The sequence below is a fragment of the Bdellovibrio sp. MYbb2 genome, from assembly GCF_056175685.1.
On record NZ_JBJKJI010000001.1, the window covers coordinates 19,671 to 45,614 of the forward strand.

Genomic DNA, 25,944 nt, shown 5'->3' on the forward strand with positions numbered 1-25,944 from the left:
ACGATCTTTTAGGCTGGGGCCTATGACAAAGAAAACTGCAGGCATCTGGTTTATTTTTATCACCGTGACTTTGGACATGATCGGACTGGGTTTGGTGATCCCGTCCCTTCCGGACATCATGCGCCGTTTTGTATCCAGTGAAACCTCGGTCACGGAATACTTTGGCTATTTCATTTCGATTTATGCGTTGATGCAGTTTTTGGCCTCGCCACTCTTGGGGGCCTTGTCGGACCGCTTCGGTCGCCGATCCGTATTGTTGATTTCACTTTTGGTGGCGGGCTTTGACTATATCCTGATGGCTTATGCTCCCACGCTTGAGATCCTTTTTGCCGGACGAATCATCGCCGGCCTGACCGGAGCCAACATCACCGTGGCGATGGCTTACATTGCCGACGTCAGTAATGATGAAAATCGTTCGGCCAACTTCGGGATGGTGGGCGCCGCCTTTGGATTGGGTTTTATTATCGGCCCGGCTATCGGGGGACTTTTGGGGCACCTGGGGCCTGAGTATCCGTTCCTGGTGGCAGCAGGCTTGAATCTGCTGAATTTCTTCTTTGGTTTGTTCGTTCTGCCGGAATCACTTCCAAAAAACATGCGACGCAAAATCGACTTGCGTCGTACCAATCCGCTTTATTCGCTGGTGGGAATTCTGCGCTCTAAACATCTGTTAGCTCTGTTGCTGGTTTACTTCTTCTTCCAGCTGGCAGGTCAGACACATCCTTCCATCTGGACCTTGTACACGGAAACCCGGTACGGCTGGACAACGGCACAAGTCGGTTTGTCTTTGGCCGTCGTGGGAATTTTATCCGCCATTGCCCAGGGCTGGCTGACCCGACTGGTGATCCCCAAGTTCGGTGAACACCGCACGGTGGTGATCGGTTCGTTTGGTTATGCGATTTCATTTGTCTTCTTTGGCTTGGCCACCGAGGGATGGATGATGTATGCGATTCTGATTTTGTCAGCGGTCTTCTGGACATCCCCTCCTGCATTGCAGTCTTTGATCAGTCAAAAAACACCACCGCAGGAACAAGGCGAGCTGCAAGGGTCTTTGGTCAGTCTTTCCAGTCTGGCCGCGATCATCACTCCACTGGTGACAACAAAACTGTTCGCACATTTCTCTTCGAATCGGGAAGGTGCTCTCTACCTCCCCGGCGCACCATATTATTTTGGCGCGCTGATCTGTTTGATTTCATGGGCGATCATGTACCACCGCAAAGCTTAAACAGAGTTTCCCTAACTTTCTCGTTCGGCTTTCATCAAATCTTGACCTCTCGTTTTTCCAGCATCCATGTTATGCTGGAAAAATCGGGAGGTCCTTATCTATCACGGCGAACGCTTTAACAGCATCACCCACTTGATTGGCGCCGCTCTGTCGGTGGCAGGCACCTCTGTCCTGATCACCCTGGCTACCATCACTGGTGATATCTGGAAAATCGTGGCCACCAGTGTTTATGGTGGCATGCTGGTTTTGCTCTATACCATCTCGACGCTGTATCACAGTTTCCAAGGACGCTCGAAACAGATCTTCCAGAAACTGGATCATATCGCCATCTATCTTTTGATCGCCGGAACTTACACTCCCTTCACTCTGATCACTTTGCGCGGTCCATGGGGCTGGTGGCTGTTTGGTATCAACTGGGCACTGGCACTTCTGGGCATCACCTACGAACTGACGCTGTCACATCGCACGCGCATCCCTTCGATGATTATTTATGTATTGATGGGATGGCTTGTCGTGGTCGCAATGAAACCCCTGACGGCGGCATTGCCGGCGACAGGAATTTTCTGGCTGGCACTGGGCGGGTTGCTGTATACGGGTGGCATCGGATTCTTTTTGTATGATGAAAAGGTCAAACACTTCCATGGTATTTGGCATCTGTTTGTCCTGGGTGGAAGTGCGTGTCAGTACTTCTGCATCTTGTTCTATCTGATATAAGTAAGTGTCACATTGACCCTGACCGGGCTGGCACCATCTTTGAAATATTTCCCTTCGTACCTATTCAAGGAGGGAAAATGAAACCACTAATGACTTTTGCAATGATCTGTTTGTTCACGATGAACGCGTTTGCCGCGGATATTTTGGGTTGGATCAAACCCGACCGCCCTGGGGATCGGCCCGGCTCTGGTCGTCCGCAAGTCACTTGCTCAGCTTCTGATGATGGCTGGGAAGAACACTGGTCTGGACACGGTGATTGTCGAGAGTGTCTGAAAAAACATGGCAACTGTATCGAAACCTGTTCTGCCAAATACTATTCCTGCACCGCTGAAGGTGTCGATTACCGCGGATACCGCATGACCATCGAATCCACCAGCCCATCCCAGTACCAGGCTGAACGTGAAGCCATTGACCGTTGCCACTATCGCTATTCCAACTGCCGTATCACTTCCTGCAATCAAAAGAACGAGACCGTGTCGCGCAGATCTTGCCGCTAGTTCGTATTTCCGGTTATCTTTGAGGGAGTCATGAGCTCTCTCAAAGAATCTCTTTATTCCACCATCAACGTGACCATGCCCGTGGACCTTTCCACGCAGCTGGGTCGCCATGCCTGCGTGGCCTTGATCCTGCGCGGGGATTCTTTCGAAAATCTGCAGCTGGGATTTATCCAGAGGGCCTTCAGCGAATCTGACCGCTGGTCAGGACAGCTGGCTTTTCCCGGCGGCAAACGCGAAGACACCGACAAAACCGATTTGGATGCCGCCCTACGCGAAACGCAGGAAGAAGTCGGCATTGCTCTGACCAATCCGGAACTGCTGGGTCGCCTGAACGACATCCAGGCGCGCAAGGCCGGAACGATGCTGGATTTTTATATCCGCCCATTCGTGTTTTTCACCGAGCGTGATTTCAATATTGTGCTGGATCCGACTGAAGTGGCTGATTTTTTCTGGATTCCGCTGAAAGAAATCCAGAATCCACAAAGAAAGACCACCTACCGTCTGCAGCGGGATAATATCGGCCTTGAGCTTCCTGCCGTGTATCTGGATCGTGAGCCGCCACTGTGGGGATTGTCGTACATGATGACCCTGAATCTGCTCGAAGTTCTGGCAGCCGCGAACAAATAACCATCAAATTGTCTCACCCCTGATCGTCAAAAAGAACGACACCCCTTTTTTCGCTCGTACAGCGGCGCTTTTCACGTCTCACGATTGGACGACGTTCGTTTTTTTCCAGAATTTAAAAAAAGTCGCTCAACTATCCAAAGGTCTGGCCGATAAGTTTTATGAACCTCAGGTTAGGTTCTGCGAAAGGAGCCTTGAATGGCTAAAAAGCATGTCGTACGTAAGGAATATATCTGGAACCGGGAGATTCGTGAATTGGCTCTCCTGACAGAGACGGGTCCGCCTTAAGTGACAAGATCAGATTTTTGATTGGTGATTAAATAAAAAAACCAGAGCGATTAAGGCGCCCTGGTTTTTTTGTTTTTTAAAATGCCGTCTGAAACTACAGGATCGAGAAGATCGTGGAGAAGCTCAGAGTCGTGGACTCGGTACGAGCATCCTTAGGGTAGTAATTCAGGTAAGGTGCAAAGTAGATGTCACGAGAGAACGCATAACCCATACCCACGCGGCCGCTCAGGGTTTTGTTCAGCAATTCCATCTCGCCGTCACGGTAACGTGGATTCCAGAAGTTCATCGCCACAGAAGTGTACACGTTCAATTTATCAGAGAAGTTGTATTTCACTTGTGGGTAGAAACCCAGGTGGTAACGGGAAGCCTTACCGTCTTTTGGCTCATAACCGCGCTCATACAAGAACACGCTCAAGCCTGTATCCAGACCCACGGCCACACCGGAAGAACCGATGTTGTAAACCAGAGAGTTGTCATAAGAAAGAGAAGAGTACTGACCCACGTCACGGAAGTTTGGAACTGTCGTCAGGGAAGCACCGTAAGAGTTACGAACCTGAACATCGCCCAAACGCGCATTGCGGTCATAGCTGATGAATGGAGTTTTAACATCCGTGCGCTCAGCACCCTGGAACGGAGTCAAAACGTTGATACCCGTGCCCGCGCTGATCGCCGCTTTGGAATCCAAACGGTAACGACCGCTGATGGAACCGCTCAGGGAAACCTGATTCACACCGATGGAACCATCCGGATTTGGCTGCAACTTGCTGTCAAGATCGCCGATTGGAGGACCGAAGTAAGACAAAGAGAACTTCAAAGAGTAACGGGACAATGAACCGGATTCCGCTTTCAATTTGGAATCAGTGATGTCTTTGTCGTCTTCGAATTTTTTGTTTTTCAGAACGTCGCCCACAGAAGTGGTTGTTTTCTGAGTTCCGGATTCCACAGATGGAGTGGAAAGAGTTGTAGAAGAAGTCTGTGCGTTGGCTGCCAACGAAAGACCCAGCACCGCTGCGAACAAAAGCCCTTTAGTCATTAAATCCCCCAAAGTTTCGGCAGGTTGTACCCGCCCAAGAGGGAAAAGGAAAGTCATGCTTTTGTTATGGAACGGGGCAGGTAGTTTTTTCTAAAATTCCTCACGTAATTTATAGAGCACCTGAGGCAGATATTCGACCACGTCGGACGCCGTCATGCTTAAAAGATCCCGCTTTTGCGACTTCCACAGATTCGCGGTGGCGCCGTGCACGTAAGCTCCCAGCAGGGCTGCCCTTAAAGCGGGCACCTTTTGCGCCCTCAAAGCCGTTATAACCCCCGCCAGCACATCCCCGGTTCCGGATTTCGCCAAGGCAGCGTTTCCGGTGGAAATTCCAAAGACCCGGTTGGGACCGGCCACCAAAGTTTGTGGGCCTTTCAGCAAAACCACGCAGCCCATCAGCTCCTGAGCAATGCGAATAAATCCATAGCGGTTGCCGGCGATTTCTTCGGCCTCCACCCCCAGGCAGCGCGCAAGCTCTCCGGTATGAGGTGTGACGATCCAGGTTGCAGGCAATGGAAACAGATCCTGTTCCGCACACACGGTCAGGGCATCGGCATCCAGCACCACCCGCTCGACATTACGGGCTTTCAGATCACGAATCACCTCAGCGGTGAATTCATTGACGCCAAAACCGGGACCGCACAAAAGCGCATCGAACTTTTGCTGCTGCCAGTGGTTTTTCTTAAGATCCAAAACCAAAAAATCCGGATTTTCCAAAGACGAAATCATCACCCCTTGCGGGGCCAGCATCACATAACCACTGCCCATGCGCAAAGCCCCGCGGGCGGCCAGAATCCCGGCTCCGGGGTACTGGGCACTGCCCGCCAGCAAAAGGCTGCGGCCCCTGGTGGCTTTATTATCATGGGTGCCAACGGCGGGTAAAAGTTTCCGCGCGGTTGATTTCTTCAGGATGCGAACGGGATCATTGGCTTTTTCCATAAACCTTAGTGTATAAACCAAATCCATGATCGTAAAGACAGAAGCCGACCTGGAAGGTCTTAAAAAAATCGGGAAAATCGTCGCCAACTGCCTGCAGTACATGGCCCGCAAAATGGAACCCGGCATGAGCACCAAAGAACTGGACAATCTCGGTGGCCAGTATCTGGAGCTTCATGGCGCCAAGTCCGGTCCCATGGCAACGTACAACTTCCCAGGCTACAACTGCATCAGCCTGAATCACGAAGTCGCCCACGGGGTGCCCTCTGACAAGAAGATCATCAAAGCCGGCGCCCTGATCAACATCGACGTGTCGGCTGAATTCGGCGGCTACTTTGCCGACAACGGCGGATCCTTCATCGTGCCTCCGGCAAAAAAAACTGATGAAGAGCTTTTGAAAGTCACCCGTCTGGCACTCGACACGGCTATCAAGGCCGTGAAAGCTGGCGAGCTGATCAATGTGATCGGCTACAACATCGAAAAAGTCGCCAAGTCCCACGGTTACACCGTTATTGAAAATCTGGGCAGTCATGGTGTGGGCCGCGGCCTGCACGAAGAACCGAAATTCATCGCGGGTTACTTTGACAAAAACGACAAACGAAAGCTGAAGGAAGGCCATGTCATCACCATTGAGCCTTTCGTTTCCACCGGCGCAAGATTCGTCGATGAAGAACCCGACAACTGGACACTGGTGGCCGGCAAAGAACATCGCACCGCTCAATTCGAGCACACGATGGTGGTTCTGAAGGACCGCGCCCTGATCGTGACCATTCCTGATTCTGTTTAAATACACGAGGGCTTTCTTTGCAGAGGGCCTTTTAAAAGTTCTAAGATTTTCTCCTCACCCTTAGGAGACCTTATGAACAAACGCATCGCCGCTCTGTCTGTGGCTTTGGTGGTGGCAAGTCCTCTGGCTTATGCTGCCTCGCCGTCTGCAGGCTTTAAAATCGAATCCAATATCACTCTGGCTTTGGCTGAAGAAGCGGCCAAAGAAGCTGTCGCCAACTGCGCAACCAAGGGCTATCAGGTGGCCGCTACCGTCGTCGATAAGGCAGGCGACGTTAAAGCCATGTTTCGCGCCGATGGCGCGGGCCCTCATACCGTCGATGCCAGCCGCCGCAAAGCCTACACGTCCGCTTCAGCAAAGAACGGAACCTCCGCAATGCTTGCAGCATCTCAAAGCAATCCTGCCGCTCAAAATCTTGGCGCCATTGACGGATTCCTATTGCTCGGCGGGGGCCTTCCCATTCGAGCTGGCAGTATCGTCATTGGTGCTATTGGCGTGGGTGGTGCTCCAGGCGGTCCTTTGGACGACCAGTGCGCTCAAGCTGGAATCGACAAAATCAAGGATCGACTAGGAAATTGAAACACTAGATTCCCCGACACGCTGCCTAAAGGCTTTAAACCGGAAGAAAACGGTGAAAGGCTGTTTACGTTCCTAAAATAACCGGAGGATTTATGAAACTGTTTTTTGCTATCGCTTCTTTGCTAGTGGCTTTCTCTGCACAAGCTTCTGACCGTAAAGTCGGAAACATCATCGCTGTTGAAAGAGAAATCTCCAACCTTTACAACACGTGCTTGAAAAATGTTTCTGGGGCTACGGACAAACCTCAAAGCTTCTTTTCTTGCGCTATCAAGTTCACAACTGACGGAGAGCTTCCTGTAACCAAAGGCCGCGTTCTGAAACTGATGGACGACCGTTGTCAGGTGGTGGGCGAAGCGATGAACGGCGTTGTGCTGATCACTTTCTCCGGTACAAAATCCCCATCCACTTTTGAAACTTCCCGCGCATGTCTGGAAAGATCTTTGAGCGATAAAGATTTCGTGAAAGTGATCGTTTACACTCTGGAATAATTGCTCCACACAATTCTCAGTTCACTTGCAGGAAGAAGTGCTTCAACACTTCTTCCTTTTTTTTTATTTTCGTCAGGAAAATCTTATCTCGAAATGAGCGCATAATGAGCACAAAAAGGTGAGCAAACTAATAGTTTTTTTGCGTCCTTTTACTTGCCACCTATTAGCCCCCTAATTAAAATAGTAAGGTAGCTTAAATATGCTTGCTGACAGTTCTAGGAGGTTCTATGGCAAAGCTGTTCCTTACCGAAATCCCCTCCCGTGAAGCCATTCAAGAAGAGGCTGGTGTTCTTTATCCTCAGGTAAATCCCGAGGCTTGGTACTCGCATATTCTTTTGCGCAAAATCACCACGGAGTTTGAAATCAATCTGGACAAATTTTTCTCGCAGTACAGTTTGTCCTCAGGTCGTTTCACGCTGATGATTTTGCTGAACAAATATGTGGACGGTCTGATGCCTTCTGAGTTGGCGCAGATGGTGGGTGTGACTCAAGCCACTATTTCAGGTCTGATCAACAGCCTTGAAAAGGCCGAAATCGTACAAAGAACTACGCACGAAAAAGACGGCCGTTCTTACGTGATCAAGCTGACTGAAAAGGGCAAGAAACAAACCGGCGAGATCCTGCCGGAGTATCAAACCCGCATCAATAAATTCTGGAGTGAATTCCCATCCCAGGAAAAAGATCAGATCAACGGCTACTTCGAAAGACTGATCAAACAAATGAAAGAAATCGGCCACAAACCTGCTGCCGAATAAATAAAAAAGCCCGCTTACAACAGCGGGCTTTTTCTTTTTCACACTACCAATTTCTAAATTTTTACTACTCACCGGCCATTGTACAGCTGATGATGTTGTCCAGAGTGAAACCAGATGTGTTCTGGAACGGACCGAAGTGGTTGTAAGATCTGCCCACGGACATGTGCGGGCTTACGCAACGCTCTGCCGGTGCTTTCAAAGAACCGCTGGAAGTCACGTTGTACGGGTGCGTGTTCTTGGAGCTTGTTGCATTCACCTGAACCGCGAAACTGCCAGTCACTTTCGCTGCCGCACAGAAGGCATTGAAGGTTTGCAAAGAGCTTCCCAATACACGGATCAGTTCAGACTGGGATGCATTCGTTTTGATACCGCACTTAGGATACAACTGATTCCATTCACGGATACAAGCCTGGATATTACCACCAGCATCCGGAGTGAACTGGAACAGACCGATGTTCAAGCGGGATTCCGCCGGCTGATTTGGATCTTCATAGAAGTTCACACCTGCTGGGCGGCGATAGCCGGATGGACCATACTTATCCGCCACTTTCTGAGCTTTCGCGGTGTCTGCTGTCGTCAAAGACTCCATGTAAGACAGACACATCATGAACTTGGACCACAACTTGGAAGCTTTCACGTAACCTTCGCGGTTGCCGGACAAAGCTTCACGGCGATAGCCGTTCATCAGATTTGTGAAATCATTGATCTTTTTGATTGTCGCTGCACCTGGAACATTTTTACCCGCAAAGGTCGTGTTCAAAGTCGAGGACGTCACGTTACACAGTGGATGTGAAATCAAACTGTTTGGCAGATATGTGTTCACGTCTTTATTCAGGTTGAAATAAGAAGCCACATAACCCAGCTGCGCTTTGCTTGGCTGCATTTTCAGTTCAACCGCGTAAGCGATACGATCTGCAAAACGGTCGTTTGTATCCAGATTTGTGTCACATTTATCTGTGGCATGAGCTTCCTGAGCGTTACGCACTGGCAGAAGTTCGCGGTAGTTACTGTATTTTGTATCGACCACACCACCGACCGGGTAAGCAACTTCGGTAAAGACGTTGAAACCTTCCGGAGTGATGGAATCAGTCACCGCCGCTGGTTCACGAACCGGAGGGGTTGTCGTTGGTGGAGTTGTTGTCGGAGGCGTCGTAGCAGGAGGAGTTGTGCCTGCGTTACTGCCACCGCCAGAGTTCACCGGCTTCTTCGCCATGGCGAAGGTCGTGGAGGAAACGGTTGTTGTTACTAGAAGAGCCATCAGGATGTTGGTTGTGCTTTTTTGTGTTTTCATACCTCCTAGATCGGAGTTAGGTCGCGCGACTAAAGGCGTTCTGGACCATTTTAAGGTCCAGTTTTCAGGATCTTGGTAAAGTCCGGGAAAACTGAAAAATTAATAAACAGAAACGCTCTGGACCTAGGACCGTACTTTGGGTTTAAGAACTGCCAAGGGTCCTCCGATAATAAAGGGGTAGGTAAACAACAAAAAGGGAGTCTCAATATGAGTCAAAAATATGATGTACCGAACCTCTTTAATTTCCTTCTGCATACTCCAGAGGGCGGTCTCAGAAAAATGCTCGTGGACAACAAGCCGTTCACTGAAGCGCACTTTAATCTGATGATGAAAGTGGTTCGCGCGTGCAACGAATCCCAGTTCACTGAACACTTTGAAAAACAGGATTTCCCAAAAGTGAAAATGGGTCCTTCTGATGTAAAACTAAAAGAGAAGTTCTGGGCAGACTGCATGGTTGTTTGGGATAACCGTGGACTTCTGACTCCGGCTGTGGCAACTAAGGCGGCATGATCGCTTATCTTGCCCCGGAAAAATTTCTGCCTGATCTTCTGGAAGAACTTAAATACGTAAAATCAGTTCACGGAAATCTGGTACTTACTGATGGGCCCCTGCAGAATCCTGTATGGGCCCAAAATATTTGGCTTGATGCCGAAATCATTCCTTTTGAATCCATCACCCAGGCCGCCAAGGCTTTAAAAGCTTTAGGCAAACTGTGGGCCCCCTACACTATCGAAAATCACCGCCGAGCCCAATTGATCCAGGATCAGCTGCCGAAGCTGCGCCCGCGTTTGATCAACTTCCTGGATCCACTTCCAGAAAACAATCTGGGTGCGTGGATGCTGCTGGATAAAAACACGCTGCTGGCTTCGCCAACGACGAACTCTCCATTTCCGTTGGGGGACATTCAGTTCAATGAAGACAAAAAGAATCCTCCGTCTCGCGCCTACCTGAAACTGTGGGAGCTATTCACCGTCCATGGCATCAAGCCCAAAAAAGGGCAACGAGTCGTGGACTTCGGAAGCTGCCCCGGGGGCTGGACGTGGGTGCTGCAAACCGTGGGTTGTGAGGTCGTCAGTATCGACCGCGCCCCGCTGGAACCCCATATCGCCGCATTGCCCGGCGTGAAGTTCATGAAGACCAATGCCTTCAACGTAAAGCCCGAGGACATTGGGGCCATTGATTGGTTCTTCTCGGACATCATCTGCTATCCCGAGAAATTGCTCGAGTTAGTTCAAAATTGGCAAGCTTCAGGACTTTGCTCAAACTTCGTTTGCACGATAAAATTCCAAGGTAAGACCGACTACGAGACTTTGAAAAAGTTTCTGGCGCTCGATAATGTACGTATACAGCACTTGCACCACAACAAGCACGAGGTCACGGTATGGATCAAAGCACCTTCAAGCTCATAGCCCGCGCTGATGAAAAAGCAAAACTTTGGGATGATATGGCCAAAGCCCGCGGCGAATTCCTGTGCAAGGGCACGGAAGATTCCATCTGCAAGTTGAAGGTCGTTCTGTTCAATTCCAAACATCAGGCTTTGGAATGCACTTTTGAATCCCCGACACTGATGAAAGATCAGGAAGAGTATCTGGGCCACTTCTTTTTGGGTGGTGAAAAGTACTACTTCCAAAGCAAAGCGCAAGTCGTAAACGGCAAGGTGCTGATCCCGGTTCCGCAGGAGCTGTATCACCTGCAGCGTCGCCAGAACTATCGCGTGCACATCCCTGACGGCTATCAGGCTTTCTATAATATTATTCTGGTGAACGATAAACCACAGAAGATCACCGGCCAATTGGCCGACCTGAGCGGTCAGGGTTGCCGAGTCGTCTATAAACTGGATGCTCCGCTATTAAAGATGGGCGACAAGGTCACAGGTCACCTCCTGATCGGCAAACGCAGTCCCATCGAAGTGCAGGGCGAAGTCCGCCACATTAAAGTCGACGACGGCAACAAGGTCATCCAAACCTTCGGCATCGAGTTCACTCCATTGTCAGCAATCCTGGAAAACAAACTCTTCGCCATCACCCTGGAAATCCACAAAGAAGTCTTCCGCCGCTAAAAAAGGTTCCCGGTTCTTTTTCGGGTCTACAGCGCGTCGATAAAAGGTGCCTGGTTGTTTTTTCTGGCTACAGCGCTTCATCAAGTGTTCAATGGCCCGATATGAACGCTGGTCTTATCGCAATCAATCTTGCAGCAATCATCTTTGGCTCCGCCGCTCTTTTCGGAGAGCTTCATGCTTCGCCATTTTGGATTGTGGGGGCACGGGGATTGTTCGCGGCTATCACTTTGTTTTTCTATGCATTCACTGTTGGCGGCCTGAATCTGACGTCGGCAAAAAATCATCTAAAGCCTTTGGTGATCACCGGTGTTCTGCTGAGCTATCACTGGGTCAGCTTTTTTGCTTCGGTTCAAATGGCTGATATCGCCGTCGGAATGCTTGTGGATGTGAAAGCCGAAGGTGCAAAACTGTTTGGCACCGTCATCGGTCTTACTTCGGCCCTGGCCTTTGCCTTTTTCGGAGTATTCGCCAAAAGCCTGACCTTGTACATGAGACCAATCACCATTTCATTTGTTCAAAATATTGTGGTCGTGGTCAGCATGCTGCCCTTTTTGGGATTCATGGGACCTGCGCCGGAACGAGGCTCTGACTGGATGTGGTTGGTAGTTTTAGGAGTGGTCACAACCGCATTGATGCATCAGTTGTATCTGTTTGCCCTGAGCCACCTGTCAGCCAAAACCTGCAGCGGCTTCATCGCCCTGGAACCCGTTTACGCAATCGCCTTCGCCGCAATTCTTTTCGGCCAGCCGATCACCCTGTGGGTCGTTGTCAGCGGCCTGATGATCATCGGTGCCTCGCTGGCACTTCTTTTTACCGACAGACAATAAGGTTCCCGGTTCTTTTTTAGGCCCACCCTGCGTTAGATGCTGCGTAGCCAGAAAAAACAACCAGGCACCTTTTATTCGCCGGTAGGTCCGAGGATCGTTGGATCTTGTTTGCGGATGGCTTCGTATTCTTTATCCAGATCCTGCTGCTGCTGTTTCTTTTTTAGCTCGGCTTGTTTCTTCTGATCAGCCACGGCTTTTTTGTTTTCATCAAAGCGCTTGGTGTAATCGCGGTGAAGCTGATTGAATTCGTCCGTCTTTGAACGGATGTAGTCATCGAAGTTTTTGCGTTTGTCGCGCATGTCGGCCTCGAACTGGTCACGTTTTTCCTTCTGATTTTCGTAGAAGTCTTTGCGCTTGGATTCGTGTTCGTCATAGAACTCTTTGCGTTCGTCAGAGGTCGATTTCGTTTTGGCGAAGGCCTTGCGTTTGTCCGCCAGATCTTTGGTGAATTCGTCGCGCTCTTTTTTCTGGATCTTGCCGAACTGTTCGCGCGCCTTGGTCATGTCTTTATTAAACAAATCACGCTTCTTGTTCACGATAGAACTGAACTTGCCACGAACCTCGGAAGGTGTGCGGGACAAGTCTGAAACCAGACCATCCATGAAGGCCTTTTCATCATTGTCCTTTTTTACGTTGGCCGGGATGTTTTTACGTAGTTCTTCAAACGCCTCGCGGTCGGCTTTCAAAGAATAATTTTCATCCACCAGAGTGGTTGATTCAGGACCTTCGTTCTGAGCGCGGGACTCGATCGCGGAAAGAAGGACGACCAAGGTAAGAAATAGAACGTATATTAAAGACCTTAGTCTTTCCCCATGAGACCTAGGTCTCAATGTATCTTGCAGCTTGGACCCCGCAGTTGCGAAAGCCGGTGATAAACTCATGCTGTCCTCCGTGATTTTGCTTCTTTTTGAGAATAATTGGACTCTACACAAAACACAACCCGCCGATAAGTGGGACATATGTTGTATGGAAGAAGAGTGATCGAACCTCAACGCGTGCCTCAGGGACAGGGTCCCCGCCGCTTCATATTGAACAAAGCCTTCCAGTACAAGTATTGCTGGTACATGATCACAGCCGTTGCTGGCGGCGCTATCTTGTTCCTGCTTCCGGCTTTTTACTTCATCAATCAGAATTACGAACTGTTCAAAAGTCTTGCTTACGACACGCATCCGACGCTGGTTCAGCATCTGGAGCGCGAGATCACGTGGTTGCAGGTGTTCTTGGCGGCAAGCTTTGTTTTCCTGACCGGGGTTACACTGTTCCTGGTGATCCGCATGACCAAAAATCTGCTATCGCCGCTTGTTGCGATGGAAAAGCACATGCACCAATTGATGCTGGGTCAGTGGCATATCCCCGACTATCACCTGCCGGAAGAAGATGACTTCCGCGATCTGTCCATGACTTATGATTATTTCTATCGCGCTTTGAAAGCGAACACAGAGACCGAACTGAAGCTTTTGGAAAAGCTCAGCATCGATCCGCAGAACCGCGAGGCCTATGCCGCGTGGAAACACCTGTTGTCTGAAAAACGGGCCCGCCTGGGCATCAAAGAAGAGTTTATCCTTAACGAGAACGTCGTAGAGATGAACGAATTTGATCAGAAACGTCGCGTTTCTTGATCGCCTCGCGCTTGTCGTGGGTCTTTTTACCCTTCACCAAAGCGATCTGCAATTTCGCGCGGCCGTTTTTGAAGTAGATCTTCAACGGCACGCAGGAATAACCCTTTTCACGTAAAGCATCGAAGATTTCGTCCAGCTCATTTCTGTGCATCAGAAGCTTACGATGTCTTTCCGGAACGTGATTGTTGTAACTGGAAGCTTTGTATTCCGCGATATGCGCATTTTGCAGGTATGCCTCATCCCCTTTGAAAGAGATGTAGGAATCCTTCAACTGAACATCCTTGTTGCGCAGGGATTTCACCTCGCTGCCCATAAGCTGCAGACCCGCCTCGTAGGTTTCCACGATCGTGTAGTCAAAGCGTGCTTTTTTGTTCTCATGAACAATCAGGATGTTTTCGCTCATTTACTCAAATCCAAAATGCTTATACAGGGCCACAAACTGCTTCGGAGAAAGCTCTTCCGCGCGGGCCGTTTCTTTAAAGCCCAGCTCGGCCAACCAGCCGACCATTTGCTCTTCAGTTAGCTTCTTTTGACTTAAAAGACCAGACAAATTTTTCTTCAAAAGCTTGCGTCTTTGCGCGAAGGCGCACTTCACGAATGTTAAGAAAGCCTTGCGGTTTTTGACCTCAGACTCAATACGTTCGAAAGAAAGCACCCGGCTGGCCACCTTCGGAGGCGGCTGGAAGTCTCTTGGCCCCGCATCCGTCACAGTTTCAATTTTCCAGAAAGCTTGTGCATAGACACTTAAAAGACCGTACAGGTCGCTGTCCACCGTGCCGCGGATTTTCTGGGCGACTTCCTTTTGGAACATCAGCACCATTGCCGCAACACCTTCGTTTTCCAAAGAACGTTCAATCACGATGCTGGAAGAAATCTGATACGGCAGATTGCTGACAAAGACCACGCGCTTGCCGGTATAGAACTGCTTCCAGTCCAAACGAAGCGCATCTTTTTCGATAACCGTCAGACCTTTTTCGCGCCAGTAAGCCGCGATCGCAGTATCAAGTTCAATCACCTGCATTGACAGATTCAGCTCTAATAACAGATCCGTCAAAGCGCCCGGGCCGGGGCCCACTTCGACCAGTTCTTCCGGCGCAAAAGCTTTCACCTGATCGATGATGCGATTGATGACCGTGTCGCTGACCAGAAAGTTCTGGCCCAAAGATTTTTTCGCGGCAATGCCCATGGCCTCTTGCGCGCGCTGCAAACGTTCACGTGAATAACTCATTTAAAATCCGATGCAAGAGCTTGAGGTGACGGTCCCAGATCCAGTTCAGAAACTTCACCACGAGCCATGCGCAAAGCGCCGACATAACCAATCATCGCGGCATTATCAGTGCAGTAACGCAGAGGTGGAATCACCAAAGTATAACCTTTTTTATCAGCCCATTCCTGAGCCCGCTGACGAAGGCGCGAATTCGCACTGACCCCGCCAGTCAGAATCACACGCTTGGAACGGAAGACTTTCGCCGCACGATCCAGCTTTGCGATCAGGACATCCACGATGGCTTCCTGGAAAGAGGCACACAGATCCGGCAGACGTTCCTGCACAAGTTCTGGTCCCAATTGTTCAAGCATGCGCTGGCCGGAACTTTTCAGCCCCGAGAAGCTCATGTCGAAAGTGTCATCATGGATCATGCTGCGGGGGAATTCGAACGCCTGCGGATTACCCGCCTTGGCCATTTGATCGACGCGCACACCACCCGGGAAACCCAAGCCTGCCATCTTTGCAAATTTATCGAAACACTCCCCGGCCGCATCATCCTTGGTAGCACCCAAGATACGATAATCGCCCAGTCCTTTAATTTGATACAAGCTTGTGTGTCCACCGCTGATGGCCAAACCCACATACGGGTAACCGAAATCTTCCGGTGGAGCATATTTATCATCGCGCAGGAACGGCGCCAGCAAATGTCCTTCAAGGTGGTTCACACCCAGGAACGGTAAATGCTTGGCCTGAGACAGGGATTTTGCTGTTACCAGTCCCACAATCAAAGCGCCAATCAAACCCGGACGGTTGGTGACGGCAATACCCTGCACGTCAGACCACTTCATATTGGCTTTCTTAAAGGCTTCTTCGATCAATGGAATTAAAGCGATGGAATGGTTGCGGGCGGCAATTTCAGGAACGATGCCGCCATAGATTTCGTGATCCAGATCCTGAGAGGCCGCCACCACAGAGTGAACCCAGCCGGTACGATCGACGATCGCGACAGAGGTGTCATCACAGCTGGTTTCAATGGCGAGAACTCTTTCAATCACAGTATTACTTTTTTAAACCCTTCAAACGGATCTTAGCACGACGAGCCTCTTCTGACTTCGGAAACTTGCTGACCACCTCGTCATAGAAGGTTTTTGCCTCGTCTTTCATGCCCAATTCCTGGAAGGACACCCCGATTTTATAGGTCGCATCCGCAAACTTAGGACCTTTCGGATTTTCATCACGGTATTTTTGGAAGTTCAGGATGGACTGTTTCCAGTCTTTTTTGCTGAAAAACTCCTGAGCTGCCTCTAAAGAGTCCCTTTTGGCCTGTTTCGCCGACTTTTCAGCCTGAGCCGCGGCTTTTTCAGCACGCAGGGCATTTACTTCGGCATTCAACGCATAGATTTGTTTTTCCATGGTTGTGAGGGCTTCTTGCATTATGGCCACTTTGCCATTCAGATCCTGATTCTGCTGCTGGGAATTTTTCAGAGCATTTTCCACACCCGAGTGACTGGAACCCAGCTTGTTTTCAACCACATCCACGCGGCCGTTCAACTCGCGCATTTGTTCTTCCAGATCTGCGACACGACCGGAAGCATCGGCATTGGTCCTTTGCAGAGTGACCACCTGCTGCTGCATCACCTGACGCTGTTCATTTTCACGAACATCGGTACGGGTTTTCAAACAGCCCGTCAGCAAGGTCGCGGCTGCGACAACAAGAATGATCAACTTCATAGGACATCTCCAGTTTTTTGACGAATCAGACGGGCCGAGTTCTCAGCTTTTTCAGCTGCCATGCGGGCGCGGATGAATTGTTCTTTGGCTTTGCCGTAATCACGGTCTTCGAAATAGATGCGGCCTTTACGATAGGCTTCTTCCGCCTGATGCCAGTATCCGGGGGAATGGCGGGCCGCTTGAACAGAACGAGCCGCATCCAGTGCGGCTCGAGCTAAGGAATAGTCATCCAGGGGAACAGGCGCAGTTTGACAGCTGACGATCACCGTGAAAAGCAAAACTCCGATGAAAAGTCTCTGTAGGTTCACTCTGCGCCCTTCTGCTTAGATGCTACTGAGCAGGTACGAAGTTAGCACGGCGGTTTTTCGCCCATGCAGCTTCAGTGTCGCCTGTCTCAAGTGGTTTTTCTTTACCGTAGCTGATAGTGCTCAAACGGTCAGCACCGATACCCAAAGATACCATGTAAGCTTTAACCGCGTTGGCACGTCTTTCACCCAAAGCCACGTTGTATTCGATAGTACCACGAGAATCGCAGTGACCTTCGATTTGTACGCGAACAGAAGGATTTGCTTTCATCCACTCGACGTTAGTCGCGATGTCTTTTTTGGAAGAAGCATCCAGGCTGGATTTGTCATAACCGAAATGAACAGTTACCAAACCAGAAATCTTGCCGGAATCAGAACCCATTGGGTCGAAGCTCAATGGAGCAGAGTCAATTGCTGTGGACTGACCGCCAGTAGGCAAAGTCTCGATAGACTGATCAGACTGAGTTTGTTTTCCTTTACAACCTGCTACGAATGCGATGGCAACAAGACCAAGAGCCAATTTACGAACCATGATGTCCTCCTATGAACTTCGAGTCGTTATTATAACACTAAAAACTTTAATTTATAGCAGCTCATTGTCAAACCTTAGATTTCCTAAATTGATGTTGCGTTGCTGTACAGCCGGACCACTAGCAAAGATTTATGCAAAAATACTCCGCAGTTTACAGCTTGGCGTCTCTATTTCTGACAATTTTACTTTCAGTGTCCCAAGCCAAGGCACAACTTGAAGTGCCTCCGCAGTTAAAATGGAAAACCCTCAAGACCGCCCACTTCGAAGTTATTTTTAATGCCGAGCAGCAGGACCTTGGCTATCTGTATGCGGAAAAATTAGAGAAAGCCTATTCAGAACTTCGCTCTTACTTTCATTCCCGCCCTGACAAAACAATCGTCATTATCAACGACAAAACCGATGTCACAAATGGATACGCCACAAGAGTCCCATATCCGCACATCATGGCTTACCCCGTGCTCCCCGGCCCTGAAGAAAGTCTTTCTGATACAGGCGACTGGGCGTTCGAGCTTCTGGCCCATGAATACACCCACATCCTGACTTTTGAACCGGCCAACGGAATCATGAAACCCCTGCGTGCGGTTTTTGGAACCATCATCGCCCCGAACATCCTGATGCCCCAGTGGTGGAAGGAAGGCGTGGCGGTTGAAATGGAAACCCGCCTTTCCGATCACGGCCGCCTGCGTTCGCACTATCAGGACGCCACCGTTCGAGCGATGGTCGACACCAAAACCCTGCGTGATTTTGATATCGCCGAAGCCAATGAAAACATCTACACCTGGCCTCAAGGCGCCAGACCTTATCTGTTTGGGTCTTTGATGTGGAGTCAGATGATCGCGGACAAAGGCACCAAAGTTGTCGGCGAACTGCATGAACGCCAGGGCGGCCGGGTTCCGTATTTTATTGAAACCCCGGCGCGGGACTATTTGGGTGCCAGCTACAGCACTGAATACGACAGCATGATGAAGGAAACCGAACTGCGCGCCCTGGAGCAGCTAAAAACCCTGCGCGAAGTTGCACCGACCGCCACGATCACCCCGCAAAACAACTTCCAATCAGTCAGCGCCCCGGCGATTTCACCTGACGGCAAACATCTGGCCCTGATCACCGAAGATGACGGCAATTCCCGCGCGGTAAAAATCCTGACCAAAGAAAAAGAAGGTCAAAGTTTCCTGGATTCGCGCATGACCGACACCATTGAACGGTTTAGTGAAAGCTTTATCCCGGCCACCCAAAAAGACGGGCCGCCCACCGGAAGCATTCAGCGCATCAGCTGGTTCCCGGATTCCAAACGTTTGATTTACGACAAGATCGACTACACCAATCGCATCCAAAGATATTCCGACCTGTTCGTGTATGAGCTTGGCGAAAGAAAGGCGAAGGCTCTGACCAAGGGGCTTCGCGGTCGTGAACCCGCCGTATCCCCCTCTGGCAACCAGGTGGCGTTCGTTAAATTGGATGGCAACCGCACTCACCTGGGGTTGATTCGCCTGACTGGCGAAAAGAATCCCCCGTCGGAATTGCTTTTCTCGCCACCGATGCAGCAGCGAGTGTCCTATCCGACGTTCCTGAATGAAGACACGATTGTATTTTCACTGCGCAGCGAAGACGGCCGCGAAAATCTGCACCGCTATTCCATCTCAGGCAAAACTTCCGAAGCGGTGCTGACGGATTATCCCAACGCCCGCTTTGCACGAAAGACGGCGGACGGCGTGATCTTTGCCTCGGCCAAAAACGGCGTGCCGAATCTTTATTTGTCAGACGTGGAATTTAAAGACGTCCGCCCGATTTCGCACACCCTGACCGCCCTTTTCACCGCCGACATGGATCCCTTGAACAAGGAAATCTTTGTCACCGAGATGACCTCCCAGGGTTTGCGTGTTTCGGCAATCAAACCCGATGAATGGCAAAAAACACCGAACACTCTGCCTCAGGTCAGCTCTTTGATGGGGGATCGCTACAGCAAGGCCGAGCGCAATCCCCAGGCTGAAGAGGAAGCCAAAAGTGCCGTGAAAGCTTCCGAGCTAGATGATTATTCTCCGTACGGGTATCTGCTGCCGCGCTATTGGATGCCGTTTATTTCAGGATCTTCCAGTGAAACGGGCCTGGTGATTGAAGCTCAGACTTCCGGCTTTGATCCACTAAAAAAACACATGTATGAAATTGCCGCTTCCTGGGACACCGGGATCAACAAAGGCAGCATTCTGGGAAGCTACATCAACCAGACAACCCCGTGGCCGTTTGCAGTTTTAAGTTACAAACGCAGCTACTATCTGGGAACCGTGTCGAACGAGATTGAAGACTTTGGCGCACAACTGTCCGTGCTTCCTGACACCCACTGGGCTTCGATTTATTCCAACCTGCAAGTGGGCTGGCAGTATCTGGAAAGATCCACCCTGACAACCGAAGTGAAACGCACGGGGCCTTATGCTTATTTAAGTTACGCGAATTATTCCCAGTCCGGCGCCCAGATTTCCCCTGAATCCGGGGGCGGAGCGTACTTGGGGGCTTACAATTATATCGCGCAGGAAGGTTATCTGAACCACTCGCAGTTCCTGGCTGGTGGTGAAATCTATCTTTCCCGCTTCTTGCCGAAACACCATGCGATCATGCTAAGACTGAATGGCGTGTATACTCCGGAAAAGGTGTCACCGATTTACGGTGTCTCCACCGAATCCATGGTCTTTATCCCGAACAGCCCGTTGCCTCAGTATATTTTGCGTGGCTACAAACGGGGGCAACTGTTTGGCCGAAATCTGGTGACCGTCAATGCCGAATACCGCCTGCCGCTGAAGGATCTTTACCGTGGTTCAGGCACTGATGCCCTGTTCTTCCGCCGCCTTTCTGCGGCGGTGGTGGGTGATGCCGCTGCTGCCGACGGCCGTTTCGTGAACGACGTGGACCTGGTGTATGAAGTCACCAGCATGAACAAGCCTTATTACAGCGCCGGAGTCGAAGCCAAACTGGAAACCACTTTGGGTTACGTGATCCCGGTGAATGTGGTCCTTGGTTACTATGTCGCTTTCCAAGCGCCGAAGGGTGCCGAGGGTGTTCTGGCGACCGCATTGCAAATAACGGGGTTCTAGACCCTGTTATTGCGGCGAGCCAAACCGCTCCATCTTGACAAAGACACAGCCCCTCGAAATTATTGAGAATATCGACAACTAGCGGCGAGGATGCTGCGCTGTCAATTTTGGGGGGATTCATGGAGAAAATCAGCTGGATTAAAGAACTTGTGAAAGCTGAACAACAGATGGAAGAGTCCGGTCTTGTGGACATGAGTTTCGGCTTTGACGCCGATAAAATTCTGATCAACGAGACGATTCAGTTCCTGCTGGCTATGAAAACTGAGTTCGTGGATGCATCCACATCCTTCAACGAACTGAAACCATCAGCTTTGGGTCGCATCAAAATCTACGGGATTGCAAAAACCCACGCTGACTTCATGCTTTTCCGTAACGGCTTCAAGATGATCTTCTCTTTGAAAGCTCCGGGCCAGATCAGCATTCGTTTTAACTTTATCGGAACCAACTACATCCCTACTCCTGGCGCGGAAGCTTCTCAATCCGCAACCAACGTGATGGACGAACACATCATCGAGGCCAAGTGGGGCGCCTTCGGCGAAGTCATCTGGACATACCAGAACCAGCCGGCAAAGCTGGAATACATGGTTCGCCACTATCTGACTCTCTTCATCAAAGAGAGCTCCAAATAAGAAAGGCCCCGGAAGGGGCCTTTTGCTTTTTTTGCCTTAGCGGGACAGTTCCGCTACAGCATCTTGAATGAATGTCTGGTGAGCATCCACGCGAGTGAATACCGAGAACAGCATGCACTTCGGCGTCAACAGACCCGGCAAAGAGTCCCCGCGACTTGCCACGCCCCACACATGCAGGCGGCCGTTGATTTCAAGGTACGCCGGACCACCGGAATCACCACTGCAGATACCTTTGCGCAGGGACTGACCCAGCATCACTTCAGTTCTGGAAAAGTTAATATCGTCGATAGACAACTTTGTCGTGCGCAGAGTGCCCGCGCCTTTGCTCATCACAATTGTCCAGTTCAAGCCATAGCCGGCAACGATTGTTTTTACGTCGTTGTTCAGGTGACCTTGTTCAAACAAGATTGGCGCCACCGTGTAACCCGCCGGGGCTTCGCCTTCAAAGCGCAGAACCGCGATGTCGTTGGTGTCTTTGGTTTGAACCGCACCCGTGTAACCGTCATGCACAACCTGACCGGTCACGCGGCGGATTTGCTCTTTGCTGGCTTTCTTCATTTCTGAAGTAAAGTAGATCGCCAGGTCTTTGGCGTTAGGATCCACGCAGTGAGCCGCTGTCAGAACCAGATTTTTTGCAATCAAAGTTCCAGAGCAGATGTAACCGATTTTGGATTCATAGATGCCCACGGTGCTGCGACCGATGCTGCTGGTGGTTTCAACCTTGTCACCACCGACGATAGCTGCGTTATCCGCTACGGTCAGATTCGGGGAATTCTGTGGCGCACACGCAGCCATCAGGAAAAGGGAAGAAACCAATAGTAATGCTTTGTTCATAAAGCCTCCGTTTGTATGGGCGGAGGTTTATTACACAGGGACTGGATACTCCAGCGTATTGGTTGACACTTTTGTGGGGTTTTTGTCTGAAAGGGCGGATTTACCTAATTACACAACCCGCTGAAACTTGGGGCTGGAGGGTGAAAACACCTGAAATCTCAGGGGATTGATACTGAGGACCTGCAAAGATATAGGGTCGTTCTTTTTAAAACCGCTACCCGTGTGATTAAAGATAAGAAGCAGCTCGCCTTGAAAGTTGCACAGAACTTCGGTGGGCGCGGTGACCTCTTCCACCTGGGCGTGCAGGATCTGGCCTTTCTCCAAAGATTTAAGAAAGGCCCGGGATGCCATTTAGTCCAAGTCCTTCGCCAGATCAATACGACGGAACTGAACCGGACGGATCTCTGGCTCGCCGATGTGCAGGACCGGTCTTTTCTTTTCCACCTGGGCCGCGGTTGGTGCAGCCGGCGTCGGCTTCTCGCTTAGGAAATTTTGCGCGATATTCTGGGTCACGTTGAACAAAGCAGATACGTTGTTCGCCGTCTGCTGAGCAGCTTCTTCTTCAGCTTTCACTTCATTGCAGGCGGCTTTAAAGGCATCACCCAATTTTTTCAAAGCTTCCTGGTCGGTTTTTGGAACCTCGAAAGCGGTGCTGATTTCAATCGGGATTTCTCTTTGCAGCGGAGTCATGAAGCTGATGTTGTCCACGTCGCTCAAGTCGGATTGAGCGGATTCTTCCATTTCTTCATTCGCCCATTCTGGCAGACTGTCTTCACAGAACATCAACTGATCGCGATTCACTTTGGCGATGAATTCAATTTCACCGCGGGACAAGTCCACTTCACGGGCGATTTCATCCACAGATGAACCCTGATGGGCCATGCGCGCGGCCTTTACGTATTTAACTGTGTTCTGGCGTTCAATGATTTCCGTGTGAGGAATACGATCCTGGAAGATCTTGGCCACTTCCATGCTCTTTTGCATGTTCTGGTCGATCTTGCCGATTTGTTTGTCGGCAGCCTGAATCTTGGCCTGAATGTCTTTTACTTTTTGTTCCAGCAGCGCGGTCAGCTGGTTGACTTGAGTTTCCGTGCGGTCGGAAAGGTCTTCCAAAACGGCGATCTTGGATTGCAGCAACTGCAAACCTTTGCTCAGTCTTGGATCGTCTTTAGGAGGTCGGTTCAAGCGCACCCACAAACCCACAACGCCCGCCAACAAAATCAAATTCACAAGTACTTGAAGCAAGACCCAAAAGCTCACCCATGGCCTCCCCGGCTATTCTGTTATTTATTTTAGACTGGCTAAGGTCCGTCTCACAATGAGACCAAGGTCCTAAATGTATCAAAGCAGGACCTAGACCCTAACTCGCTTTGGGACACAAAAATCAGTGTGTTATTATGCAACAAAGGGGAGTGTGGATTATGTCGTTGAAAAAATGGCAAGGGGTGCGTTGGGCCTCTGTGTTGCTGGTGTTGGCTTTGAGTGCCTGTGGACCTGTAAAATTTTCTGCCCCTTCCAACGACGATGTCGGTACGGATGGAAAAACTCCCGATCCGGTTCCAACTCCAGGCACCACTCTTCGCGACGTTCACTACAACAACACCGTTCAAGCCTCTGACAACAAGCTTGATATCATTCTGGTGATCGACGATTCCAACTCGATGCTTCCGGACAACCGCAAACTGGCGGCGAATCTTTCATCTTTCATCACTAAGCTGCAAAACTCCAATATCGACTGGCAGATGTGTGCCACCGTCACCCGCGCCCTTCCGGTGACTGACACCACAAATGCCTGGGGTGCTTCCATTTACTGGCAGAAAAACGCCACCGCCTCAACTTCCCTGGGCATGGTGCTTAAAAAATCCAGCAACGTGGATCTGAGTGCCGTATTCGCCCACACTATTGAATATATTGGTGCCGGCTATAAAAACTCGGATGACGAACGCGCGATCAAAGCCGCTTATCACCACGTTTATAACGGTGACTATCACTACAATCCCAACAACGGCTGCTATCGTGCGGATGCCGGTATCGCTTATATCATTATCTCTGACGAAGACGAGCGCAGCATCGGTGGCGATGCTTCCCAGCAGGTTTACGCGGGTGAATTGAAAGCCCTTGAAAACGAAGACAAGCCACAAGTGTTTGTCGACTATGTTCGCTCTACTTTCGGGGCCACTCAACGTTTCACGGTGAATTCCATCATCGTAAAGCCGGGTGATTCTTCCTGTAAGGCGTCCCAGGACGCTGGCGGCGCAAAAAGCCATTACGGCTTTAAGTACGCGGAACTGTCCCAGCTGACTGGCGGTGGCGTCGGCAGTATCTGTGACAGCGACTATTCCACGAACTTGAATCTGTTCATTGATAAGATCAAAGACTCTTTAAGCTCTGTGCCTTTAGAGTGTACTCCGGTAGGTACGGTGAACGTGACCATCACACCAAGCATTGGGACGGTTGAATCCCGCGTGGAAGGCCAAAGCATCGTCTTTAGCACAGCCGTTCCAGCAGGCCGCACTGTCGACATTACTTACCAGTGTGCCGATGACAGCCGCAGCCCAAGCTCTGTCGGCGGCAAAGTGACCCCGCTGAAAGAAGAAGGCTTCTTCAGCCGAATGCTGAGCTTCTTCAGAAATCTGTTCTAACCGGAATAATAAATGAAAATAAAAAAGGCCTTGAGTGATCAAGGCCTTTTGCTTTTTTACACAAGCTGACTGACAAGATCCTTCATGCGGGCTACCCCCCGCTTCATGGTCTCTTCTGAAACCGCAAAGCTTAAACGCATGAACCCTTCGGTTCCGCATTCAGCCCCAGGCACGGTCGCCACAAAGAATTTTTCCAGCAGCACATCACAGAAATCTTTTGAGGTTCTGATCACGCGGTCTTGATAGGACTTCCCGAGATGTGCACGGATGTCGACCCAGAAATAGAAAGCCCCTTGCGGTTCGGCGGTTTTAAAACCCGGCACTGTTTCAAGCTCTTTCAAACCTGAATTCTTGCGGGCCACAAGCTTAGCCACCACGTCCTTGATATCCGCTTCCGAGGTCTTAATCGCCGAAAGCAGCGCATGCTGGGAAATACTGGAAGGTGAACCCGTGCTTTGGCTTTGATAGTCCGCCATCGCCGTGATCAGGCGCTCTGGGCCCGAAGCCCAGCCAATGCGCCAGCCGGTCATGGAATAGGCCTTAGAACCGCCATTGACCAGCACCGTGCGATCTTTCAGATCCGGCGCGACGGTTAGAATGTGCGGAGCGACCGTGCTGCCATCAAAGACCAGGCGGTTGTAAATGTCGTCAGAAATAATCACCACTTGCGGGTGTTTGCGCAGAACTTCGGCCAGGGCTTTTAGTTCATCCGCCGAGTACTGCAAACCCGTCGGGTTGCTGGGTGAACAGAACAAGAAGCCTTTGGTTTTGGCATTGATCGCCGCTTCCAATTTTTCAGGCGTGATTTTGAAGTTTTCCATTTCGCCGCATTCAACGATGTGAGGCACACCGTCCGCCAGCTCCACCATCGCGGGATAGCTGACCCAGTACGGAGTCGCAATCACGACCTCATCCCCTGGCGAGCAGATCATCTGCAGCACTGAAAAGATGATGTACTTCGCACCGGAAGCCACGGTGATTTCTTTCGGGGAATATTCAAACCCCAGTTCAGATTTCAACTTTTCAGAAATGGATTTTCTAAGCTCCACCGTGCCATTGGCCGGAGTGTACTTGGTAATGCCTTTTTGGATGGCCTCAATGCCAGCGTCGGAAGCGCCCTTGAAAGTGGGCCAATCCGGCTCTCCAACGGTCAGGGAGATCACATCGTGCCCCTGGGCAGCCAGCTCTTTGGCCTTTGCTACCAGAAACAGGGTCGGAGAAGGCTTCAGATTTTGCGCTCGTTTGGAAAGCTGAATCAA

At 50.4% G+C, this 25,944-nt stretch carries 30 protein-coding genes; 16 read left to right on the forward strand and 14 right to left on the reverse strand.

Features of this window, described 5'->3' with window-relative positions; all coding sequences use genetic code 11:
- The first annotated feature begins 22 nt into the window (after nucleotides 1-22).
- The 4 genes from AC04MQ_RS00100 (at nucleotide 23) to AC04MQ_RS00115 (ending at nucleotide 3,060) form a co-directional block, all read left to right on the forward strand.
- Nucleotides 23-1,222 carry a TCR/Tet family MFS transporter gene (locus AC04MQ_RS00100; RefSeq protein WP_475390456.1) on the forward strand — a complete coding sequence of 400 codons (1,200 nt, stop codon included), beginning with the start codon at nucleotides 23-25 and terminating at the stop codon, nucleotides 1,220-1,222.
- Between the two features lie 96 nt (nucleotides 1,223-1,318).
- Complete coding sequence (gene trhA, locus AC04MQ_RS00105; RefSeq protein ID WP_419144693.1) at nucleotides 1,319-1,936, forward strand: PAQR family membrane homeostasis protein TrhA; 618 nt, start codon at nucleotides 1,319-1,321, stop codon at nucleotides 1,934-1,936.
- A gap of 77 nt (nucleotides 1,937-2,013) precedes the next feature.
- Nucleotides 2,014-2,433, forward strand: a complete 420-nt coding sequence (locus AC04MQ_RS00110; protein ID WP_475390458.1) for a hypothetical protein — start codon at nucleotides 2,014-2,016, stop codon at nucleotides 2,431-2,433.
- A 30-nt stretch (nucleotides 2,434-2,463) separates the two neighbouring features.
- Nucleotides 2,464-3,060 (forward strand): NUDIX hydrolase, encoded by a 597-nt coding sequence (locus tag AC04MQ_RS00115; protein WP_475390460.1) that lies wholly within the window; start codon nucleotides 2,464-2,466, stop codon nucleotides 3,058-3,060.
- A gap of 379 nt (nucleotides 3,061-3,439) precedes the next feature.
- Here AC04MQ_RS00115 and AC04MQ_RS00120 read toward each other — a convergent pair whose 3' ends face one another.
- Together AC04MQ_RS00120 and AC04MQ_RS00125 are read right to left on the reverse strand one after the other, a co-directional pair.
- The gene (locus tag AC04MQ_RS00120) at nucleotides 3,440-4,378 is read right to left on the reverse strand and encodes a hypothetical protein (RefSeq protein ID WP_475390462.1); all 939 of its coding nucleotides are present in this window, start codon (nucleotides 4,376-4,378) and stop codon (nucleotides 3,440-3,442) included.
- A gap of 90 nt (nucleotides 4,379-4,468) precedes the next feature.
- Nucleotides 4,469-5,317, reverse strand: coding sequence for an NAD(P)H-hydrate dehydratase (locus AC04MQ_RS00125; protein ID WP_015089804.1), 849 nt, complete (start codon nucleotides 5,315-5,317; stop codon nucleotides 4,469-4,471).
- A gap of 25 nt (nucleotides 5,318-5,342) precedes the next feature.
- Between AC04MQ_RS00125 and map the strand changes: the two genes are divergently transcribed.
- From map to AC04MQ_RS00145, 4 genes are all read left to right on the forward strand, one after another.
- A complete protein-coding gene (gene map, locus AC04MQ_RS00130; RefSeq protein ID WP_475390464.1) occupies nucleotides 5,343-6,101 on the forward strand; it encodes a type I methionyl aminopeptidase in 759 nt (252 codons plus the stop codon).
- Nucleotides 6,102-6,173: 72 nt separating this feature from the next.
- Complete coding sequence (locus AC04MQ_RS00135; protein WP_015089802.1) at nucleotides 6,174-6,680, forward strand: GlcG/HbpS family heme-binding protein; 507 nt, start codon at nucleotides 6,174-6,176, stop codon at nucleotides 6,678-6,680.
- A gap of 92 nt (nucleotides 6,681-6,772) precedes the next feature.
- Nucleotides 6,773-7,168 (forward strand): hypothetical protein, encoded by a 396-nt coding sequence (locus AC04MQ_RS00140; RefSeq protein ID WP_015089801.1) that lies wholly within the window; start codon nucleotides 6,773-6,775, stop codon nucleotides 7,166-7,168.
- A gap of 227 nt (nucleotides 7,169-7,395) precedes the next feature.
- Complete coding sequence (locus AC04MQ_RS00145) at nucleotides 7,396-7,923, forward strand: MarR family winged helix-turn-helix transcriptional regulator (RefSeq protein ID WP_475390467.1); 528 nt, start codon at nucleotides 7,396-7,398, stop codon at nucleotides 7,921-7,923.
- A gap of 64 nt (nucleotides 7,924-7,987) precedes the next feature.
- On the opposite strand, the gene AC04MQ_RS00150 is transcribed toward AC04MQ_RS00145, so the two are convergent.
- Nucleotides 7,988-9,214 (reverse strand): hypothetical protein, encoded by a 1,227-nt coding sequence (locus tag AC04MQ_RS00150; protein ID WP_015089799.1) that lies wholly within the window; start codon nucleotides 9,212-9,214, stop codon nucleotides 7,988-7,990.
- Nucleotides 9,215-9,421: 207 nt separating this feature from the next.
- On the opposite strand from AC04MQ_RS00150, the gene AC04MQ_RS00155 reads away from it, so the two are divergent.
- The 4 genes from AC04MQ_RS00155 to AC04MQ_RS00170 all read left to right on the forward strand — a co-directional run bounded on the left by AC04MQ_RS00155 (nucleotide 9,422) and on the right by AC04MQ_RS00170 (nucleotide 12,100).
- Nucleotides 9,422-9,724 carry a hypothetical protein gene (locus AC04MQ_RS00155; RefSeq protein ID WP_041576941.1) on the forward strand — a complete coding sequence of 101 codons (303 nt, stop codon included), beginning with the start codon at nucleotides 9,422-9,424 and terminating at the stop codon, nucleotides 9,722-9,724.
- On the forward strand, nucleotides 9,721-10,623 hold the full coding sequence (locus AC04MQ_RS00160) for an SAM-dependent methyltransferase (protein ID WP_475390469.1): 903 nt from the start codon (nucleotides 9,721-9,723) through the stop codon (nucleotides 10,621-10,623). The genes AC04MQ_RS00155 and AC04MQ_RS00160 overlap by 4 nt, the downstream gene beginning before the upstream one ends.
- Nucleotides 10,596-11,273 carry a flagellar brake protein gene (locus AC04MQ_RS00165; RefSeq protein WP_015089796.1) on the forward strand — a complete coding sequence of 226 codons (678 nt, stop codon included), beginning with the start codon at nucleotides 10,596-10,598 and terminating at the stop codon, nucleotides 11,271-11,273. The genes AC04MQ_RS00160 and AC04MQ_RS00165 overlap by 28 nt, the downstream gene beginning before the upstream one ends.
- 101 nt (nucleotides 11,274-11,374) lie before the next feature.
- A complete protein-coding gene (locus tag AC04MQ_RS00170; protein WP_475390471.1) occupies nucleotides 11,375-12,100 on the forward strand; it encodes a DMT family transporter in 726 nt (241 codons plus the stop codon).
- A gap of 71 nt (nucleotides 12,101-12,171) precedes the next feature.
- Here AC04MQ_RS00170 and AC04MQ_RS00175 read toward each other — a convergent pair whose 3' ends face one another.
- Complete coding sequence (locus AC04MQ_RS00175) at nucleotides 12,172-12,981, reverse strand: hypothetical protein (protein ID WP_148278682.1); 810 nt, start codon at nucleotides 12,979-12,981, stop codon at nucleotides 12,172-12,174.
- A 96-nt stretch (nucleotides 12,982-13,077) separates the two neighbouring features.
- On the opposite strand from AC04MQ_RS00175, the gene AC04MQ_RS00180 reads away from it, so the two are divergent.
- Nucleotides 13,078-13,719 carry a hypothetical protein gene (locus AC04MQ_RS00180; protein ID WP_041576939.1) on the forward strand — a complete coding sequence of 214 codons (642 nt, stop codon included), beginning with the start codon at nucleotides 13,078-13,080 and terminating at the stop codon, nucleotides 13,717-13,719.
- Here the strand turns inward: AC04MQ_RS00180 and smpB are convergent.
- The 6 genes from smpB to pal are packed head-to-tail and all read right to left on the reverse strand — an operon-like array spanning nucleotide 13,664 to nucleotide 17,494.
- Complete coding sequence (gene smpB / locus AC04MQ_RS00185; protein ID WP_041576937.1) at nucleotides 13,664-14,122, reverse strand: SsrA-binding protein SmpB; 459 nt, start codon at nucleotides 14,120-14,122, stop codon at nucleotides 13,664-13,666. The genes AC04MQ_RS00180 and smpB overlap by 56 nt on opposite strands.
- Nucleotides 14,123-14,947, reverse strand: a complete 825-nt coding sequence (gene rsmA, locus AC04MQ_RS00190; protein ID WP_475390474.1) for a 16S rRNA (adenine(1518)-N(6)/adenine(1519)-N(6))-dimethyltransferase RsmA — start codon at nucleotides 14,945-14,947, stop codon at nucleotides 14,123-14,125.
- A complete protein-coding gene (gene tsaD / locus AC04MQ_RS00195) occupies nucleotides 14,944-15,981 on the reverse strand; it encodes a tRNA (adenosine(37)-N6)-threonylcarbamoyltransferase complex transferase subunit TsaD (RefSeq protein WP_475390476.1) in 1,038 nt (345 codons plus the stop codon). Before tsaD ends, rsmA begins: the two co-directional genes overlap by 4 nt.
- A gap of 4 nt (nucleotides 15,982-15,985) precedes the next feature.
- A complete protein-coding gene (locus tag AC04MQ_RS00200) occupies nucleotides 15,986-16,657 on the reverse strand; it encodes a tetratricopeptide repeat protein (protein ID WP_015089790.1) in 672 nt (223 codons plus the stop codon).
- A complete protein-coding gene (locus AC04MQ_RS00205) occupies nucleotides 16,654-16,965 on the reverse strand; it encodes a DUF4398 domain-containing protein (RefSeq protein WP_011163199.1) in 312 nt (103 codons plus the stop codon). Before AC04MQ_RS00205 ends, AC04MQ_RS00200 begins: the two co-directional genes overlap by 4 nt.
- Before the next feature lie 22 nt (nucleotides 16,966-16,987).
- Entirely contained in the window at nucleotides 16,988-17,494 is a 507-nt protein-coding gene (gene pal, locus AC04MQ_RS00210) for a peptidoglycan-associated lipoprotein Pal (protein ID WP_015089788.1), read from the reverse strand.
- A 131-nt stretch (nucleotides 17,495-17,625) separates the two neighbouring features.
- Between pal and AC04MQ_RS00215 the strand changes: the two genes are divergently transcribed.
- Complete coding sequence (locus tag AC04MQ_RS00215) at nucleotides 17,626-20,580, forward strand: TolB family protein (protein ID WP_475390479.1); 2,955 nt, start codon at nucleotides 17,626-17,628, stop codon at nucleotides 20,578-20,580.
- Between the two features lie 119 nt (nucleotides 20,581-20,699).
- Entirely contained in the window at nucleotides 20,700-21,209 is a 510-nt protein-coding gene (locus AC04MQ_RS00220; protein WP_015089786.1) for a hypothetical protein, read from the forward strand.
- 36 nt (nucleotides 21,210-21,245) lie between these two features.
- On the opposite strand, the gene AC04MQ_RS00225 is transcribed toward AC04MQ_RS00220, so the two are convergent.
- From AC04MQ_RS00225 to AC04MQ_RS00235, 3 genes are all read right to left on the reverse strand, one after another.
- Nucleotides 21,246-22,043, reverse strand: coding sequence for a S1 family peptidase (locus AC04MQ_RS00225; RefSeq protein WP_015089785.1), 798 nt, complete (start codon nucleotides 22,041-22,043; stop codon nucleotides 21,246-21,248).
- Between the two features lie 108 nt (nucleotides 22,044-22,151).
- Entirely contained in the window at nucleotides 22,152-22,394 is a 243-nt protein-coding gene (locus AC04MQ_RS00230) for a hypothetical protein (RefSeq protein WP_475390482.1), read from the reverse strand.
- Nucleotides 22,395-23,303, reverse strand: a complete 909-nt coding sequence (locus tag AC04MQ_RS00235; RefSeq protein ID WP_475390484.1) for a DUF2802 domain-containing protein — start codon at nucleotides 23,301-23,303, stop codon at nucleotides 22,395-22,397. It abuts the gene before it with no gap.
- 161 nt (nucleotides 23,304-23,464) lie between these two features.
- On the opposite strand from AC04MQ_RS00235, the gene AC04MQ_RS00240 reads away from it, so the two are divergent.
- Nucleotides 23,465-24,685, forward strand: a complete 1,221-nt coding sequence (locus AC04MQ_RS00240; RefSeq protein WP_475390486.1) for a hypothetical protein — start codon at nucleotides 23,465-23,467, stop codon at nucleotides 24,683-24,685.
- 56 nt (nucleotides 24,686-24,741) lie between these two features.
- Here AC04MQ_RS00240 and AC04MQ_RS00245 read toward each other — a convergent pair whose 3' ends face one another.
- Nucleotides 24,742-25,944 (reverse strand): pyridoxal phosphate-dependent aminotransferase, encoded by a 1,203-nt coding sequence (locus AC04MQ_RS00245; RefSeq protein ID WP_015089781.1) that lies wholly within the window; start codon nucleotides 25,942-25,944, stop codon nucleotides 24,742-24,744.